The sequence below is a fragment of the Allobosea sp. genome, from assembly GCF_017308075.1.
Classification (GTDB): domain Bacteria; phylum Pseudomonadota; class Alphaproteobacteria; order Rhizobiales; family Beijerinckiaceae; genus Allobosea.
On sequence record NZ_JAFKFX010000029.1, the window covers coordinates 155,296 to 171,010 of the forward strand.

The window sequence follows — 15,715 nt, forward strand, 5'->3', positions numbered from 1 at the left end:
ACGATGCGATAATGCCGCTCCTCAGGCGGCTCGTACCCGCTTCAGGAACGCAGCAACCTCGGCATCGAGGTGGTGGGACTGCCTGCTCAATTGCTCGGCGGACTCGGCCACGAATTGTGCGGCTATGCCGGTCTCGGCTGCAATCCGGCTGACAGCCTCGACATTCTCCGAGGTTGCCACCACTTCCTGCGCCGTTCCCTCGATATTCCGGGCGATGCCGAGGGTTGCAGTATTTTGTTCCTCGACGACGCTCGCGATGGCCATAGCCACTTCGTTGAGCAGCCCGATCGAGCAGCCCATGGCCTTGATGCAGGCGGCTGCTTCGCTGCCGGAGCTGCGGATGGCTCCGATCGACGACTGAACCTCTTCCGTCGCGGATGATATCTGGTTGGCGAGAGCTTTGACCTCTTGCGCGACAACTGCAAAACCACTGCCGGCCCTGCCAACGCGGGCCGCTTCAATGGCTGCATTGAGAGCGAGCAGATTGGTCTGCGCCGCAACCTCGGAAATTACCGCTACGACATTGCCGATACCGTCCACCTTGCCCGACAAGGCGGCAACGCTCGTAAGCACCTTCTCGGCATTCTCCGTTGTTGAGCCAACGATCTGGAGCGATTGGGCCATTCTCTGGTCGATTTCACGAATGGACGAGCTGAGCTCGGAGGTGGCCTGAGTAACGGCGACCACATTCGACGATGTCTGCCGCGTCGATATCGATGTCACATGCGAGCGCTCGGCAGCTTCGGATGCCCCAGTTGTCATTTGCAGGGCGGCTGAACGCAAAGCCTGCACGGAGGCATAAACGTCTTGGGCTATGCCGGCGACCTTGCTTTCGAAATCGGAGGCAACCGCGGACAGGGCCTCACGCCGTTCCGCCGCCGCAGCCTCGGTGGCGGTCATGAGGTCGCCTCTTGCCTGCTCCGCCTCGAATCTCGCACCCAGCGCGGCTTTCCTCTCGCTCTCCGAGGTCGCGAAGGCTGATCTGAGCCAAGCTACGATCCAACTGAGTGCGCAGACCTGAACCACTACGATGCCCGCGTGCAGCGCGACGCGGCCGAAGCTTCCGCCGTTTGGAAAAACTCCGGCTGGGTAGATCAGACTCAGCACGGTATGATGCGCGACAATTGCTGCCGACGCCGAGATGAAAATACGCCAATCGAGCCAGGCGGCGAGAATCGCTAGCATGGCGAAGAAATACATATGGATGTCCACCTGATAGGGGTGGCCCACATAGATGTAGAGCAGCAGCATGACCTGCCCCATCGTGCAGATGGAGGTGACCTGCCGTACCACCCAGCCTGTGCCCTTCAGCCACCATGTCGCCGTGCCAAAGCTGGCAAGGCCAAGGTTGCAGATCAGGATTGGCAGCGGGTTCTCAGGCTGCGCGTGGATGCTTGTGGCGACGAGAAGTGCTGCATTGGCCCAGAGAACCGCGACCATAATCCGGGCGAAGCGGATTCTCAATTGCTCGACATCGGTCATTACTGTTCCCTGCCAGAACGGCTGAAGCAAAGTTTGGCCAAGGTAGCGCTGGTGACAAACCGGGCTCCGGCTTGGTACAGCTTTGCGACATAGTCGGACTGGTCGCTGATGCTGATCACCAGCGATGACCCAGCATCGACCTCCAGAAGAAGGCCGCCAGCACGCTGGACTGCGGCTATCATCTCGGCGGGCGAAGTATCTGATCCGAAGAGCACCGCAACGGGACGACCGGCGACCGGCCAGGTGGCAGAAATCAATGCGGCAACGGCCACCAGAAGGCCGAATGACGAACCGAAAACGATCTCGCGCATATCACCGCTCACATCGCCGGCGGAAAATAAAACCAGTCTGGCGGGCGCGATCGGCTGAATAGATTACCCGGAGATCCAGTCCATGCAATTTGATTTACATCCCCTTACATCAAATTTTGGATTACGTCGGAATTCGTTAAATTATCTTCAAGAAACCGCTTGCTGCGCCGGCCGAGCCATCCTCCAGCGCCCCCTATTTGAGACCGCCGGGGTTGTTCGCTCGCCGGCGGAGGGCGGGATCAAGCCCGCCGATCCGAAGCGGGGCCTCGAAGCTGTCTTTGTGTCTCTCCTTGGAGAGTACAGTTCGAAAGTGCGGCCGGTACCGGCTGCGACTGCCTCCGCTATGGCCAGCCCGAGTCCGGCGCTTTCGCCTACGCGCGGCAGCATCCCGTGTCACCCCAAGCGCGCTCGCGATGAGCGGCGGAATCAGTCGCGTCATCCTTGCTAATCTGGAAGCCGGCGAGGTTCGTTCGGTCAGCAATGCCGAGACGTTGGCGGCGTATGCCAAGCTCAGCGGCCCCGCGATCATTGCTGCCGAAGGTCGCATATTCGCCCGGGCGAGCGCGTTCTCTGAGCCGGTAGCGGAGATCTTGAACAGCGGCATGGCGAAGCGGCGCGCCAGGCCATGCAGGCCGGTCGGCTGGTCGGGCGCCTTCAGCGTGTCGCCGCAGCCGGCGACATAGACATAGGCGACCTGGCCGGGCTGGTAGGCCTCGGCGAACTCGATATCGAGGAAGGCCCGCTCAGGCAACAGCGCGAGCTCCTCGCCGCCGATGCGGGGCCAGCGGGTATCGACATAGTGCGTGACGGCAGCCGTGCTGCCTTCTTCGCGGATGCGCCGCAGCGTCGTCGTCATGGTCTGGTCGGTGGGATTCGTCATGGCCTTGATCTTTCGTTCGTGCGGGGTTTCCGGGGGCATTCCCGTCTTCACCCTCACTCTCGACCTTCTTTTCCTTTCGACATCGACCGGATGAACCCGATGGGCCGCCTCACGCCCTCCTTCCCCGCGAGCAGCACCTGTTCGGCCTTTCGGACATCGTCGGCGACGAGGTGCCGCCGGCCCTGCTCGCAAGCGAACCCCATGGCGATGTCCCAGAGGCGCGAGAGCGTGCGCGGATTGTGTCTGGCGGTGGCCTCGAACAACGCCATGCCCGGCTCGGCGAAACACTGTCCGACCCGCAGGTTCGCCTCGTGGAAGATGCTCTTCTGGATCACCAGCATCTCGGCCGCCTTCTGCTCGACCTGGAATACGATCAGCCTGTCGACGATGCTTGCCGGCAAGGGATCGAGGCTATTGGCGGTCGCGAGCCAGAAGATGTGATCGGCGCGGATCGGGAGATCGACGAACTCGTCGACGAAGCGGGCGGCATTCTCGCGTTCGAGCAGCGAATGCAAGACGTTCTCCGGGGTCTCGCTGGGATTGATCGGCGAAGCCTTCTCGATCTCGTCGATGACGATGAGCGGACAGGCATGACTGCCCTCGATCAGGAGCTTGGCGACCTTGCCGGGTGATGACGCCCGCCAGATCGGGGCGAGGCCGGAGAAGGCTGCGCCTCTGTCCGTCATCAGGTTCATCGCCATGACCTCGCTCGGCACGCCGAGCGCCCCGGCGAGCTTGCCGGCGTAGAAGGTCTTGCCGATCCCCGGCGGCCCGACGACCGCGGCGGGATCGAGCCGAAGCGGCGTGCCGGTCGCAAAACTCAGGCCCGCCGCCCTGACGATCCAGGCCGTGACCTCCCGGAACTGCGGGCAGATCACATCGAGACCGGCGAGGCGCGCGATCATGGCCTCATCGGGAATGACGAGCTTGCGCCAGGGGCCGCGCTCGTCGGACTGCATCCGGTTCCAGAGCTTGACCTGGCGCGCTTGCGCCGTGTCCTCGTCGCCGCCGTTCTCGGTCGGATCACCGACGAAACCGTCGCCATGCCCGAGACGGCGGGCGAGCCGATCGGCATCGTAGATCTCGATCGAGGGACCGGCCTGATCTGGCTCGTGGCGAGCAGGCTGCTCGACAGACTGCGTGCCTCCGCCGTCGGGACGCTGGTCACGCAAATGAGCAAGCAGGAACTGAAGGTCGAGATGGCGCCGGTTCTCGTAGGCTTCAATGGGATCCTGAGGTGTGATGCTCATGACCGGCCTCACAGCTCAACGCCGTCGAGGATGGTCAGGAAGCGTCCGCTCTGCTTGGCGATGCGGCGCCCGACCCCGAGCGCGATCTCGACCAGGGCGCGCATCGCGTCGGGGTCATGGGCGCGCTCGGTGATCAGGCGCTCCACCTCCATCTTCGCAATGAGATCGGCCGAGCTGCGCGCCGGCCAGAGTCCGATCCGGCAGAGCTTTGCATAGGCGAGGATGAGTGCGCCGCGGCGGGCGCCATACAGAAACGGCCAGGCATCGGCCGCCTGCGAGCGGACATCGATCTGCTTGAGCAGCTTCCTGGCCCCATCAAGCAGAGCGTCGAGGTCGGGCGGGGCGTTGAACCAAGCCTCCAGCGCCGACGCATGCTCGAGGTGATGAACGCCGGGGCTCGTGCCGTCGCACGTCTCGGGCAGCGGCAGGACCGCGCCGCTGAACCGTTTCGCCGCGTTCTCCATGCCGGGCGGGATCCGCTTGCCGAGCGCAAGCTGCGGACTGCCATGGGCGAAGGACCGCCGCAGCGCCCGATCCATGAGTTCCGGATCATGAACACCACCGCCATTGCGATACTGCTTGTTCCGCTCTTTCGAGAGCATGGCCCGCGCGAAACGGTTCTCGGGCGAGCCCGACGGTACCAGCAACATCGCGATCTCGCCGGCATGGGCGAGGATAGCGAGCGCGTTGGCGGTATCGACACGCGCTCCCAGCTCCTCGGGATCCGCTTCGGCGAGCGCGAGGAAGCGCTCGTATTGCTGCGTATGAACAAGAGCCCTTCCGCGGAGGTCGAGGATCGGCGGCAGCCGCTCGAGCAGCGCGGTGAGACGCTTGAGATCGTCCGAGAGGTCGGGCACGAGGGCGTCGAACCCGGCGAGTTCGTCGATGACGGGCACGGTGTCGGTCGTGAAGACGAGATCGCGCAGGGACGGTGCGTTGTTGTCGGTCATGATCTGAACTTGTCCTGAGGGGTCGGCCTATCCGCCCTTTCACCGTCTCCTCCTCGTCATGACGAAAGGCGCGCCACGTGGGCGCGCCTTCCTGCCGCTCCAGGATGGATGCCGCGGTCCAGCCGTCAGCCGATCTCGGCCAACACCGGTCAGGACAGCAGCCGGACCTCGTCGATGAACCGGCGCCGCGACCTGTGGAGATCGCCGAGGGCATCGCCGGCGAGGGCCGCGAAGGCGACGATGCTGCGCAGGCGCGGCTCGCCGAGACGCTCGGTGAGAGCGAGGGCCTTCTCCTTTATCGCCCGTCCATCGACAACGAGACCGGCATGGAGGCAGATCCGGGCGAGATCGCCGGCCGCGACCAGCGAGGCGCCCTGACGGGCGCGTTCGAGATGGTCGAGAGCCTCATGGCCAAGATCGCCCTCGTCGATCGCCAGGGTGAAGCGATCAGCGTCGTGGAGTTCGAGCGCGGCCCTCTGCGCCAAAGCCTCGAGCCGTGGCGGATGACGCAGGAAGGCGGTGAGGCTATGCGCCTGTTCGATCGCGAGGATGGTCGGTTCGCCCTCGCGCAGATCCTCTGTTCGGGGAATTGTCGCCGTCTCGATCACGAAGGCCTTGCGCTTGGCCTCGGCGATGTCGAAGCCTGCCGATCCGATCGTGAAGGCAAGTGCCGCCGTCTGCGCCATCGCCGCGTCGTCACCCTGCCGCAGCGAGGCATCGACGCTGTCGGCGACCAGGGCGCGGGCGAGGACGTAATCGACGCCCTGCGGCGGGATGATCGCGATGGTGAGAGCCGAGGCGGCATTGAGCAGACACAGCGCCGTCAGCGCCTCGAGGAAACTGGAGACCAGGGCCGGCGGCGAACTCCCGGCGAGCGCGAGGAAGCGCTGGGTCTCGGCCGCGAAGCCGAGTGCCCGGCCGGCGACGTCACTCACCGGAGGAAGGCTGGTGACGAGATCGGCGTAGTTGCGCTCCCGGCTGCCCCCGCGAGGCAGGCGTCGTGTGAGGCCGTCGAGGTCGTCGATGACGGGGCGGAGATCGGGCTCGAGCGCGATGTCGGCGAGCGAGGAGTTGCTGATGGTGATCGACATGCATGGCCCACAGGGTTTTCGGGGGTGACCTCCCGTTGAGGTCGTTTCCTCCTCTCTCTTCCTCACGCCGACAGGTGCCGGCCGCCCGGCGTCACGGGCGGTCTTCCAGTGCAGCAGCGCCACGGGACGCGCGCCGATTCCCAATCGGCTGACGCCTCCGGTCTCCGGCCCACAACGAAACAGGCGCCCCGTGGAGGCGCCTGCCAAGTTCTCTCACGTGGCCGGCCCGGATAACGCAGGCCTGATCGTACGAGGTATTGTCGACGGTAGCGTCCTGCGTCATGCAACAGCGGAGCTGCACGCTTCCAGCTTGGATGCCAGCAGCGCCACCTTCGCCCGCTTCTCATCGAGGTCGTCCTCGATATCGCCGATGCTGGCCACGAGTTCCGTGATCTCGCCCTCCAGTTCGTACTTGGCCTCCCGCCAGTGCTCGTGGAGCTTCATTTCGAGCCCTTCGATGACGACGCACATCGGCTCGGCGAACGCCTCGCAGTCGTCGAGGTCGAGACAAGCTTCGTTGTATTCCTCCCGGGTCAGCTCACGCACGCGATACTCAAAATCCCCAGCGGAATACATCGCGGCGATCTCAGCGTAGAGCGAGCGGCACTTTTCGGCTTCCGCCTTCGTACCCAGCGCGAAGAAGGCCCTCTCCAGCACGCTGTCGTCGATATCGAAATACAAATCCTCTTCGTTCCGATCAAACATTTCTCAGCCTCCATTTGAACATACACAACCGCTTCCTGGGAGCGTCGTGAGGCAATTTCCCTTATGGTTGCCGTATCCGCCTCAAATCCTTCTATTTTTCATGATGGCGACGAGACGATTTTGTTTCAAGTTCTTTTTTTGTTCTCGTCGGAAAATTGCCTGACAGATGTTCAACTGGAATTAATTCAGAATTTTGAAGAAATGATCGCACATTGAATCCTGCCAGCCGGAGTGGATAGCGTCCGCGGATCCAGTCTCCGGATTTTCCCTGCGGCAGGGTCAACACGAAAGGCGGCGCCGGGGGACGCCGCCTTGTGATGATCGCGATGAGACCGTGGGTTTACAGTTCGCCAGCCGCGGCGGACATGAAGCGGTCGCTCTGGCGCGCGATGAGATCGCCGGTGTCGAGAGCAAGCAAGACCAGAGCCCGGAGATGGTCAGGATCGTTGCTGCGGAACGCAGCGAGAGATTTCACCATCGACTTCGTCTCCAGATCAGCCTCGCTCCGGGCTGGCCAGAGACCGACCCTGGCGAGGCGGGCATAGGCAAGCATGAGCGCAGCCCGACGGGCAGCGTCGACCATTTCGGCGGGATGATCTTCGTCCTGCGACCAGCGATCGCTCCGCTGCAGGAGTCCGTGCGCCTGCGTCAGGAGATCCGTCAGGTCGGGCGGCGCGACGAAATACCCTTCGAGGCTGCGCGCGTTCTCCAGCCGGTAGGCACCGGGCTCCCCCGGCCGGACACTGCGATCGTCGGTGGGCTCGGGCAGGATGGCGCCGACATAGCGCGCCATGGCGGTGACGGAATCCGAGAGGGTGGCTGCGTCATCAAGGCGGTATTCCTTGACGCGAGGCGGTGTCCCGCTGGCGAAACGCAACAGAAGATCGGCTTCACTCTTGTTCTTGCTGCGCCTTGCGGCACGTTTGTGCACGTGGGCGATCTCGGCCTGAGCCCAGCGGTCCTCCTCGGTCCGCGCCGGGGCGAGCATCTGTGCGAGATGGCCGGCACGTGCAAGGATCGTCAGCGCCCTCGCCGTATCCAGGCGGGCCTCAAGGCCCTCCGGGTCATCGCCCATCAGGATGATGAAGCGGTCCATCTGCCTCTCATGCGTCAGGGCGCGGCCGCGGATGTCGAGGATCGACGGCGTCTGGCCGCCGAGGATGGCGAAGCGTTCGATCTCGTCCGGCCCTTCGGGCAGGAGCCGTTCCAGCCCGGTCAGTTCATCGGTGATCGGGAAGGTGAGCGGATCGAGTTTCAGGTCGGACAGCGAGCTGGGCGTGCTGGAGGACATGTTCGGTATTCTCTCGTTTCTCAGGGGTGAGCTGCTCCGGGCAGTCGCTTTCCTCCCTCTCCCCGCAACCAAACGAGGCGACGCCCCGGGGGGACGCCGCCTCGTGCGCGCTATGGTCCGCTATCGACAACGCGAATGTGGTTCAGACGATCTCGATCCAGTCGGTCGTGAAGAGCGCCTGATCATGCAGTCCGAGCCGGCGATGGACCCAGATCGCCTCGTCGACCAGGTGGCGAACGATCGCCTGCTGGTGCAGCGGGTCCGGGCGGCAGGCACGATCGTTGACGATCCGCGCGACGGCGCGCTTCTCGGCCATGTCCGCCCTGGAGCGCGCCGGCCAGATCACCGCCTGGCAGGCGGCCAGGTAAGCCAGGATCTGAGCCCCCTCGGCGGCGAGCCGCAGGTCAAGGCTCTTGCCATCCTCATTCCTGCGCGCGAGATCGAACAGGCGTTCCGCGGTCGCGAACATCGCGACGACGCGCTCGCGCAAGCCGCCGAAGTCGGGGCCGCTGCGGGCGAACGCGATCCACATCTCCGGGGCGAGGTCGAGAACCGGCTGGCCGCCACGGATCGGCAGAAGGTCGCGCAGATCGTACCGCCGGCGCGGCCAGACCGCGAGGTTGCGGTCGTCGGGACCGGGCGCCGGCGGCGCCGGCGGAACGGTCAGCTCGCCCACGTTGAACGCCGCCCGCATCACCCGGATGCGGCGTGCGGTCGTCGCGTCGAGCGACGCGACATAGTCGGGCTCCTGGTCGGTGCCGTACGGACCCCGCCCGTCCGCGAGGGCGCGCTTGGCATCGACCTCGTCGAGGCTGTCGGCCGGCCAGGCGCAGACCAGGCCGTCGCAGAGGAGCGCGGCGAGCTCCATGGCGGCCGCGATCGTTCCCGCCTCGCGATGCCGATCATCGGCATAGGCGACCCGATGGGCCTCGTGGTCGAGCTGCCGCGACACCCGCGCGGCCTCCTTGAGGTCGGGCCGGCTCCGGCGGAAGGCGATGAGATCTGCGAGCGTCGGATCCTCGCCGAAGCCGGAGGTCAGCACTTCGATCGGATCGCGGAAGCGCGTTCCCTCGCGAAGCGCGAGGCTGCTGGTCCTGGGCGGCGGCAGCCGGCCCTGATCGTTCTTCTTGGACATGATGGGATCTTTCCATGGGGGTGACAGCCATCTCGACTGCATCCCCGTCCCGGTCCCTGGAATCGCGAAGGGGCGCTCCGGGAGCGCCCCTTCGTCTTCTCCGGCTCCGTGCTCGAACGCTCAGTCCCCCCGGGCCGCAATGGCGAGATCACGCGCTGTATTGCTGAGCTCGCCGATGACGCCGCCGGTCAGGGCGGCGAAGGCGACGATGCTCTGCAGCCTCGCCTCGGGCAGGCGCGGCGCGAGTGCGAGCGCGCGCTCCTTCGCGGCCGCGCCTTCCACGACGAGGTCGGCATAGAGACAGGCGCGGGCGAGATCGACCGTCGCCAGCAGGATGGCTCCGCTGCGAGCGCGCTCGAGCCGATCGCGCGCTTCATGGCCAGGGTCACCGTCGGCGATCGCACGCGCGATGCGGTCGGCATCGTCGAGCTGGAGCCCGGCGCGAGCGACGAGCGCCGCGACCTGTGGAAGGTCCTGCATGAAGGCGACCAGGCTCAAACCCTGCTCCAGGCCGACCATGGCGGGCACGCCCTCGCGGATGAGCGTGGCAGCGGGCGGGACGGCCCCAGCCAGCACGAAGGTCCGGCGCTGCTGCTCGCCGATCGCAATCGACAGCAGGCGGATCCCGAACGCGAGCGCCGCCGCTTCGACCATGGCGAGATCGTCGGACTGGCGGAGCCTGGAATCGACGCTCCCGGCGATGAACTCACGTGCCAGCAGATCGTCTGCGGTTCGCGGCGGCATGATCGCCACCGCGATGACCGAGGCGGCGTTGAGCAGCGTCAGCGCGGTGAGCATGTCGAGGCAGGCGATCGCCTGCGGCTTTGCCGAGGCCTGGGCGAGCGCGAGGAAGCGCTCGGTCTCCTGCCCGAAGCCGAGCGCACGACCCGCCACAGTGCTGATCGGGAAGCGCTCGCCTACGAAGGCGGCATAGGCGCCGTCGCGATCACCGGAGTGAAGAAGCCTGCGCGCGATGCCGTCGAGCTCGTCGGTGACGGGCCGGATCACGGGCTCGAGCACAAGGTCGGCAAAGGTGGTGGCGGTCGGGTTGTCGGTCTGCATATCGGATCCAGAGGTTTTTGGGGGTTACTGCCTCCGTGGCAGCGCCTCTGCGCTTTCCGTCCGAACGGCCGGCGTCCGGGACGCCGGCCTCTCTCTCTCTCCATCATGCCGCCAATCGCTGGTGGTCGCTGCACTCGCGCAGCCAACGCTCGATCGCATCGAGATGGGCATGACGATCGGCATCCTGCGGATCGAGCGTGGCGCGCAGGTCCGCGACCTCGATGAGCGCCTTTGGCAGGGTCAGCCAGGGCACGTCCTCCTCGGTCGTCAGCCGCTCACGCAGCCAGTCGCGGCCCTTGCACCAGGCTTCGGGCGCGAGGCATTCCGGCGCCTCCAGAAACATCTGGCGGTTGGCGAAGGCCTGGAGGCGGACGTCCCCCATATGCTTCGTGAGCGCGCCCCTCTGATCCCAGGGCAGTTCGTGCCAGCGCTCGCAGACGCGAACGTCGGCATCCGACAGGAACCCGCCCGAGTACAGCGTGGCTTCCGGGAAGGGCGACGGCTCACGGCCAGCGAAGCGGTTCTTCAGCGCCGCGGTGAGATGGTGCCGGAAGGCTGGATGCTGGCGGATCATGCGGGCCCGGTCGTGGTAGACCGCGTCATCGAGCCGCTCGGCTGGGAGCGCATGCTGCGCGTCGTCCCAGCCGAACAGGATCGGCTGCGAGTTCGCCTTCACCATCCGGATCGGCCGCGCGCCGGAGCGCGTCAGCAATGACGCGATCTCTTCCGCGGTACCGTCGAGATAGCTCGCAGGATCGATCGAAAGATCGGCGGTGGCCCAGGATGTCGCATTGTCGGGGTTCGGCATGATGCCGACGGCCGGCACCAGCGCCGAGTGACCACCAAGGCAGATGAGATCACCACGTGCTAGCAGCCGGATCGGTCCCGATTTATGGGCATTGGCGAGCATGAGTTCGACCGTCCGCGGTGCGCGCGCCTTCAGCAACCGAAACAGCGCGAGCGTGGCGCGGGCATCGAACAGCGCGTCATGCGCCTCGTCCTCGCCGAGCTGGATTCCATTGGCCCGGCAGACGGCGCCGAGCTTGAGCGAGCGCTTGCCGCTGCCGTCGACGGGGATCGTGATCGCGCCAGGTTCCAGTATGATCGCCGCCCGCAGCATGACCAGAAGATCGGCCCGCTTCAGGCCTGCTCCTTGCGTCGCATAGGGCGGCAGGAGATGGCTGAAGAAGGAGTGCCGCAGCACCTCCTCGTCATATTGCAAGGTGTTGTAACCGAGGATCGTCGCGGGCGACCACGCCCCGATCGCCCGGGCGATCTGGCCGAGCATGTCGAGGCTCGACATCGGCGCCTGCTCCAGCTGCTCCGGACGGACGCCGGTGGTCAGCAGCGCGCCGGGGCTCGGCACGATATGGGCCGGAAGGGCGCAGCGCAGCGAGAGCTCGCCGAGCGGGCGCAGTTCCTCATCCGTGTGGATGAGGGCGGCCTGCAAGGGCACGTTCCAGGCCGGATCGAGGCCGGTGGTCTCGAGATCGTAGATGATGAAGGCGGACATGGCGGCGATCCTACTGCACGCCGCCGGGGCCGGCATCGTACCGCGCCTTGCGCAGTTCGATGCCGAGATCGACACCGTCGAAATGCATCGCCAACTCCACCATCGACGCCGTCCGCGAGCGCTCCATCTCGCCCGGCAGGAAGCTCATCATCTCGTAGATCTGGATCTTCTGTTCGAGCTCGGCCTCGTCACGTGCCGGAGCCTCGGCGATCAGCAGCGCGAAGGTCCGCGCCATCGACCGCGCGCCCTCCGCCATCTGGCGGCCGCTCAGGCCACCGTGATCATCATGCGCGTGGTCGCCGTCATGATCGAGAAGCAGCGCATGGGCCAGCGCCGCCTGCCACATCGGAAACATCCGGGCGTGCTCGGTGCTGAGCCGATAGGCCCGCGCATAGCGTGCGAGGTCAGCGGCCGTCGGGCGCGCATCGTCCTCCGCGGTCGCGGCGCCGTCGTTCATCATACTCATCGGTAGTCCGTTCCGGTTCCAGGACCCGGGACGGCTCACCTGCTCATTCCCGGGGGTTCCCGACACTGGGTTCCGGAATCCGCTCGCTTGCCTGACATCAGGCGAGGATCCGCCTCCGCCCGCTCCCGCTACGAAGGAGAAAGGGTGGCCCGTTGTTGACGCCTAGGTGGTCCTGTGTGGATGGCTCCCGCGTTGCAAGGGGGTCTGTGACAGTTTGGCGTGCTGGTCGGGTGCAGTCTTGTGTCCGGCCTGTTCGCGCGGTCATCGACCGCTGGCCCTGATGGTTTCCGCGGATAAAGGTCCCATTCTGCTTTGCGGGCTTCGACGCCCTCGACATTCGGCGGGTTGTCCTCATCCCCGGTCAGACCGGTGCGCCATCATCTCACAGGGTCCTCGCAACCTCCTTCGCGCGGGTAGCGCGCTGATTGGGCTACTGATCCTCAGGTTGCTGCCAAGCTCGGCGCTGGCATGCGATAAATCTCGCCCCGAACCATGATGGCCCAGATCGCCCGCGCTGCCCGGTTCGCCAGGGCGACGGTGACGAGCCGGATCGGCTTGCGGCCGAGCAGCGGGTTCACGCGAGGATCCGCTGCATCGGGGTGATGCTTGTTGCGTCTGACGAGCGACGTCATGCCGGTGACCAGAAGCCGCCGCAGGTACTGATCGCCCGTTTTGGAGATGCGACCGAGGCGCTCCTTGCCGCTACTGGAGTTGTTGAGCGGCGTCAGGCCCAGCTAGAGCCTCGGATTTGAAATCGGAATCTGTGGGATTCCCTTGAGGGCGGCTTTGTGATTCACGGTTTTGGAGGTGGATCATGGGTCGCAGCTATTCGTCTGATCTTCGCGAACGGGTTGCCGGCTTCGTCGCGGCGGGGCATTCGCGTCGTGCGGCGGCGCGTCATTTCGGGGTGAGCGAGAGCTTTGCGGTAAAGCTGCTTCAGCGCGCGACCCGCCTGAAGACGTTGCGGCCGGCGCGGCAGGGACGTCCGCCCGGCAGCAGGCTGGACGCGCACGGCGCCTTCCTGGTGGCCCAGGTCGAGGCCACGCCCGACATCACCATGCCGGAGCTCGCCGCCCGGTTGGTCCAGGCGACGGGGGTGAGTGCGGCGCCGGCGGTTTTGTCGCGGTTCCTGTGCCGGCTGGGCTTCACATATAAAAAAAGCGCTGATGGCGTCGGAATGCGCACGCGCTGACATCGCTGAGCAGCGCACCCTCTGGATCACGCGCCGCCAGCCGCTGATGCGGCTCGAGCCTCATAGGCTCGTCTTCATCGACGAGACCGCGATCACCACCAAGATGGTCCGGCTGCGCGGCCGCAGCCAGCGCGGAGAGAGGCTGCCCGCCTCGGCGCCCTTCGGCCATTGGCGCACCCAGAGCTTCATCGCGGCTCTGCGCTGCCACGGGCTGACCGCGCCGTGGATCGTCGACAAGGCCATGGATCGCGTCGCCTTCGATCTCTACATCGAGACCCAGCTCGCGCCGACGCTCTCGAAGGGCGACATCGTCATCCTCGACAATCTCGCCGTCCACAAAAGCGACCGCGCCGCCCGATGCCTTGCCGAAAGAGGCGCCTGGTTCCTCTTCCTGCCGCCCTACAGCCCGGACCTGAACCCAATCGAGATGGCCTTCGCAAAGCTCAAGGCCCATCTCAGGCGCAGCGCCGCAAGAACATTCGACGCCCTCTGGAAGGCCGTCGGAGACATCTGCGAGATCGTCACACCAGCCGAATGCAGAAACCTCTTTAGACACGCAGGATATGCGTCAGATTAAACGTCCGACGCTCTAGGCCGCGAACTGACGTCCGGAGCGGAACTGGGTCGGATCGGTGACGGTGGCCGCCAACGCGCTTGCTCCGAGCAGGCCCACGCCCGGCACGGTGGCGATGCGCTGCGCGAGATCGCTCGATCGGTACCAGGCCAGCAAGTCTCGTTCGAGCTGGCGGATGCGGTCCTGAGCCTCGATTGCTTGCTCGGCCAAGGCGCTGATCACCTTGGCGGCGAGATCGGGAACCCCGAACGCGCCACCGGCCACAGCGCGTCGGGCGAAGGCCAAGGCGTGGGTGATGCCCTTCGGGATATCGATGCCAAACTCGGCCAGGAGCCCACGGATCATGTTGATGAGTTGCGTACGCTGACAAACGAGGAGGTCGCGGGTGCGATGAAGCGCGAGCGCGGCCTGCTGCTCGACCGACTTGATCGGAACAAAGCGCATGGTCGGGCGCGTGACCGACTCGCAGATCGCCTCCGCATCAGCGGCGTCGGTCTTGCCCCGCTTCACATATGGCTTGACGTAGGCCGTAGGCATCAATCGCACAGTATGACCCAGAGCGGTCAGTTCGCGCGCCCGTTGATGACTCGTGCCGCAAGCCTCCATGCCGATCAGGCAAGGCGCAAGCTTGCGGAAGAAGGGAATCACCTGAGCTCGCCTCAGCGCTCGTCGGGCGAGGACCTCTCCCGTTCCACCGATAGCGTGCACCTGGAAGACATTCTTGGCCAGATCGATGCCGACAGTCGTGATCTCCATCGTGGTCGCTCCAAGCTCGTGCTGCGTGACAGCACCACTGTGGCGCCGCAACGCCGGGAGCGGGAGCCATCCACCCCATCTGCTTTCGGACGGGTCGGCTTTTCTGGCTTCCTTTACCCTCGATGGATCGATGGAGCTAGATTGCTCACGCAGACTCAGCGGAACACGAGCAGACGCACACGGTGTCCGCCGTCGGCGATCGCATCCCTGGCTGGGGCCTGCATCCGTTGAAGGCCATAATGTCTGATGCTCACTGCGCTTAAGCGAGAGCCTGATTCTTCGACGCGAGGATGCGCCCCATTTTATCGGCCACGGCCTGAAGGGGGGTGAGCAGGCGCGCCTCGGCTTGGGCCGGTGTCAACGCGCTCAGCAGATAGATCACGTTCATCGTTGCGAAGACACGCTCGTCGAACATGATCGGCACGCCGATGCTGTAGATCTTTCCCTCGTACATGAGCCGCGAGTAGCTCTCATCCATTGTAGCGTAGCCAAGTCTTCGAACGCTTTCGATCTTGGCAGCCAGCTTCTCCGGAGAACGAATGAGCTCGTTCGTTGCCTTGGGATCCGCCGCTACGCGCTTGAAGATCTCTGCCCGCTCGCCCTGGGGACAGAAAGCGACATAGGCCAGCCCCAGACTCGTTGCGAGCATCGGCGCCCGATAACCCGGTGGACGACTGAAGGTGATCGGTGCGCCCTCGCGCGAGGACTTGATCACCAGCATTGCGTCGTTGTCCAGAATCGCGACGTCCGATGGCCAACCGATCTCGCGACGAAAAGCGGTCAGCTCGTCGGCGATCAGCGCAGCGACGACGGAGTGCCGATCGTAGCTGTTGGATAAGAGCAGGGTCTTGCCCGTGACTTGATAGACCGCGTTCGCCTCGTCGCGCATGACGTAGCCGGCGTGCTGCAGCGTCTCCAGCATCCGCACGATGGTAGCCTTGTCGATGCCGGTCAGGCGATGCGTCTCGCCTACAGTGGCCCGACCATTCGCCATGTTAACGGCCGCCAGAACGTCCAGAACACGTAGTGCGGCAGTAACGGGCTTGTACGACGCCAT

Annotated in this window: 14 protein-coding genes and 2 pseudogenes; 1 reads left to right on the top strand and 15 read right to left on the bottom strand. The window is 65.2% G+C overall.

All coding sequences use genetic code 11. The annotated features are described in order from the left end of the window. Nucleotides 1-21: 21 nt before the first annotated feature. The 13 genes and pseudogenes from J0J10_RS11295 to J0J10_RS11355 form a co-directional block, all read right to left on the bottom strand. Nucleotides 22-1,482 carry a methyl-accepting chemotaxis protein gene (locus J0J10_RS11295; protein WP_291646596.1) on the bottom strand — a complete coding sequence of 487 codons (1,461 nt, stop codon included), beginning with the start codon at nt 1,480-1,482 and terminating at the stop codon, nt 22-24. After that, entirely contained in the window at nt 1,482-1,793 is a 312-nt protein-coding gene (locus J0J10_RS11300; protein WP_291646597.1) for a hypothetical protein, read from the bottom strand. The genes J0J10_RS11295 and J0J10_RS11300 overlap by 1 nt, the downstream gene beginning before the upstream one ends. Before the next feature lie 193 nt (nt 1,794-1,986). Then, the gene (locus J0J10_RS11305; RefSeq protein ID WP_291646598.1) at nt 1,987-2,673 is read right to left on the bottom strand and encodes a hypothetical protein; all 687 of its coding nucleotides are present in this window, start codon (nt 2,671-2,673) and stop codon (nt 1,987-1,989) included. A 53-nt stretch (nt 2,674-2,726) separates the two neighbouring features. Beyond that, the gene (locus J0J10_RS11310; protein WP_291646599.1) at nt 2,727-3,923 is read right to left on the bottom strand and encodes an AAA family ATPase; all 1,197 of its coding nucleotides are present in this window, start codon (nt 3,921-3,923) and stop codon (nt 2,727-2,729) included. A gap of 8 nt (nt 3,924-3,931) precedes the next feature. Continuing rightward, nucleotides 3,932-4,873: a hypothetical protein gene (locus J0J10_RS11315; RefSeq protein ID WP_291646600.1), complete on the bottom strand. Its 942-nt coding sequence runs from the start codon at nt 4,871-4,873 to the stop codon at nt 3,932-3,934. A gap of 149 nt (nt 4,874-5,022) precedes the next feature. Further along, nucleotides 5,023-5,964: a hypothetical protein gene (locus tag J0J10_RS11320; protein WP_291646601.1), complete on the bottom strand. Its 942-nt coding sequence runs from the start codon at nt 5,962-5,964 to the stop codon at nt 5,023-5,025. Between the two features lie 279 nt (nt 5,965-6,243). Next, nucleotides 6,244-6,669 carry a hypothetical protein gene (locus J0J10_RS11325; protein ID WP_291646602.1) on the bottom strand — a complete coding sequence of 142 codons (426 nt, stop codon included), beginning with the start codon at nt 6,667-6,669 and terminating at the stop codon, nt 6,244-6,246. A 340-nt stretch (nt 6,670-7,009) separates the two neighbouring features. Next, nucleotides 7,010-7,960, bottom strand: a complete 951-nt coding sequence (locus J0J10_RS11330; protein WP_291646603.1) for a hypothetical protein — start codon at nt 7,958-7,960, stop codon at nt 7,010-7,012. Between the two features lie 142 nt (nt 7,961-8,102). Then, complete coding sequence (locus J0J10_RS11335) at nt 8,103-9,095, bottom strand: hypothetical protein (protein WP_291646604.1); 993 nt, start codon at nt 9,093-9,095, stop codon at nt 8,103-8,105. Between the two features lie 120 nt (nt 9,096-9,215). Continuing rightward, on the bottom strand, nt 9,216-10,157 hold the full coding sequence (locus J0J10_RS11340; RefSeq protein WP_291646605.1) for a hypothetical protein: 942 nt from the start codon (nt 10,155-10,157) through the stop codon (nt 9,216-9,218). 103 nt (nt 10,158-10,260) lie between these two features. Then, the gene (locus tag J0J10_RS11345) at nt 10,261-11,670 is read right to left on the bottom strand and encodes an exonuclease domain-containing protein (RefSeq protein WP_291646606.1); all 1,410 of its coding nucleotides are present in this window, start codon (nt 11,668-11,670) and stop codon (nt 10,261-10,263) included. 10 nt (nt 11,671-11,680) lie between these two features. Next, on the bottom strand, nt 11,681-12,136 hold the full coding sequence (locus J0J10_RS11350) for a hypothetical protein (protein ID WP_291646607.1): 456 nt from the start codon (nt 12,134-12,136) through the stop codon (nt 11,681-11,683). A 440-nt stretch (nt 12,137-12,576) separates the two neighbouring features. Then, nucleotides 12,577-12,870 (bottom strand): annotated as a pseudogene (locus tag J0J10_RS11355) (transposase); the annotation flags it as partial. Nucleotides 12,871-12,950: 80 nt separating this feature from the next. Here J0J10_RS11355 and J0J10_RS11360 point away from each other — a divergent pair. Next, a protein-coding gene (locus J0J10_RS11360) for an IS630 family transposase (RefSeq protein WP_291646608.1) occupies nt 12,951-13,905 on the top strand; the annotation gives its coding sequence in 2 pieces (ribosomal slippage) (nt 12,951-13,298 and nt 13,300-13,905; 954 coding nt in all). 15 nt (nt 13,906-13,920) lie between these two features. On the opposite strand, the pseudogene J0J10_RS11365 reads toward J0J10_RS11360, so the two are convergent. Further along, nucleotides 13,921-14,658, bottom strand: a pseudogene (locus J0J10_RS11365) (IS110 family RNA-guided transposase); the annotation flags it as partial. A 259-nt stretch (nt 14,659-14,917) separates the two neighbouring features. Then, the gene (locus tag J0J10_RS11370) at nt 14,918-15,715 is read right to left on the bottom strand and encodes an IclR family transcriptional regulator domain-containing protein (RefSeq protein WP_291646610.1); all 798 of its coding nucleotides are present in this window, start codon (nt 15,713-15,715) and stop codon (nt 14,918-14,920) included.

What these genes read in the sequence shown, in the direction of transcription:
- J0J10_RS11345 (WP_291646606.1), bottom strand. Translation starts at nt 11,670, where the DNA reads ATGTCCGCCTTCATCATCTACGATCTCGAGACCACCGGCCTCGATCCG.
- J0J10_RS11370 (WP_291646610.1), bottom strand. Translation starts at nt 15,715, where the DNA reads ATGGCGTCGTACAAGCCCGTTACTGCCGCACTACGTGTTCTGGACGTT.
- J0J10_RS11325 (WP_291646602.1), bottom strand. Translation starts at nt 6,669, where the DNA reads ATGTTTGATCGGAACGAAGAGGATTTGTATTTCGATATCGACGACAGC.
- J0J10_RS11335 (WP_291646604.1), bottom strand. Translation starts at nt 9,095, where the DNA reads ATGTCCAAGAAGAACGATCAGGGCCGGCTGCCGCCGCCCAGGACCAGC.
- J0J10_RS11295 (WP_291646596.1), bottom strand. Translation starts at nt 1,482, where the DNA reads ATGACCGATGTCGAGCAATTGAGAATCCGCTTCGCCCGGATTATGGTC.
- J0J10_RS11340 (WP_291646605.1), bottom strand. Translation starts at nt 10,157, where the DNA reads ATGCAGACCGACAACCCGACCGCCACCACCTTTGCCGACCTTGTGCTC.
- J0J10_RS11330 (WP_291646603.1), bottom strand. Translation starts at nt 7,960, where the DNA reads ATGTCCTCCAGCACGCCCAGCTCGCTGTCCGACCTGAAACTCGATCCG.
- J0J10_RS11305 (WP_291646598.1), bottom strand. Translation starts at nt 2,673, where the DNA reads ATGACGAATCCCACCGACCAGACCATGACGACGACGCTGCGGCGCATC.
- J0J10_RS11300 (WP_291646597.1), bottom strand. Translation starts at nt 1,793, where the DNA reads ATGCGCGAGATCGTTTTCGGTTCGTCATTCGGCCTTCTGGTGGCCGTT.
- J0J10_RS11310 (WP_291646599.1), bottom strand. Translation starts at nt 3,923, where the DNA reads ATGAGCATCACACCTCAGGATCCCATTGAAGCCTACGAGAACCGGCGC.
- J0J10_RS11350 (WP_291646607.1), bottom strand. Translation starts at nt 12,136, where the DNA reads ATGAGTATGATGAACGACGGCGCCGCGACCGCGGAGGACGATGCGCGC.
- J0J10_RS11320 (WP_291646601.1), bottom strand. Translation starts at nt 5,964, where the DNA reads ATGTCGATCACCATCAGCAACTCCTCGCTCGCCGACATCGCGCTCGAG.
- J0J10_RS11315 (WP_291646600.1), bottom strand. Translation starts at nt 4,873, where the DNA reads ATGACCGACAACAACGCACCGTCCCTGCGCGATCTCGTCTTCACGACC.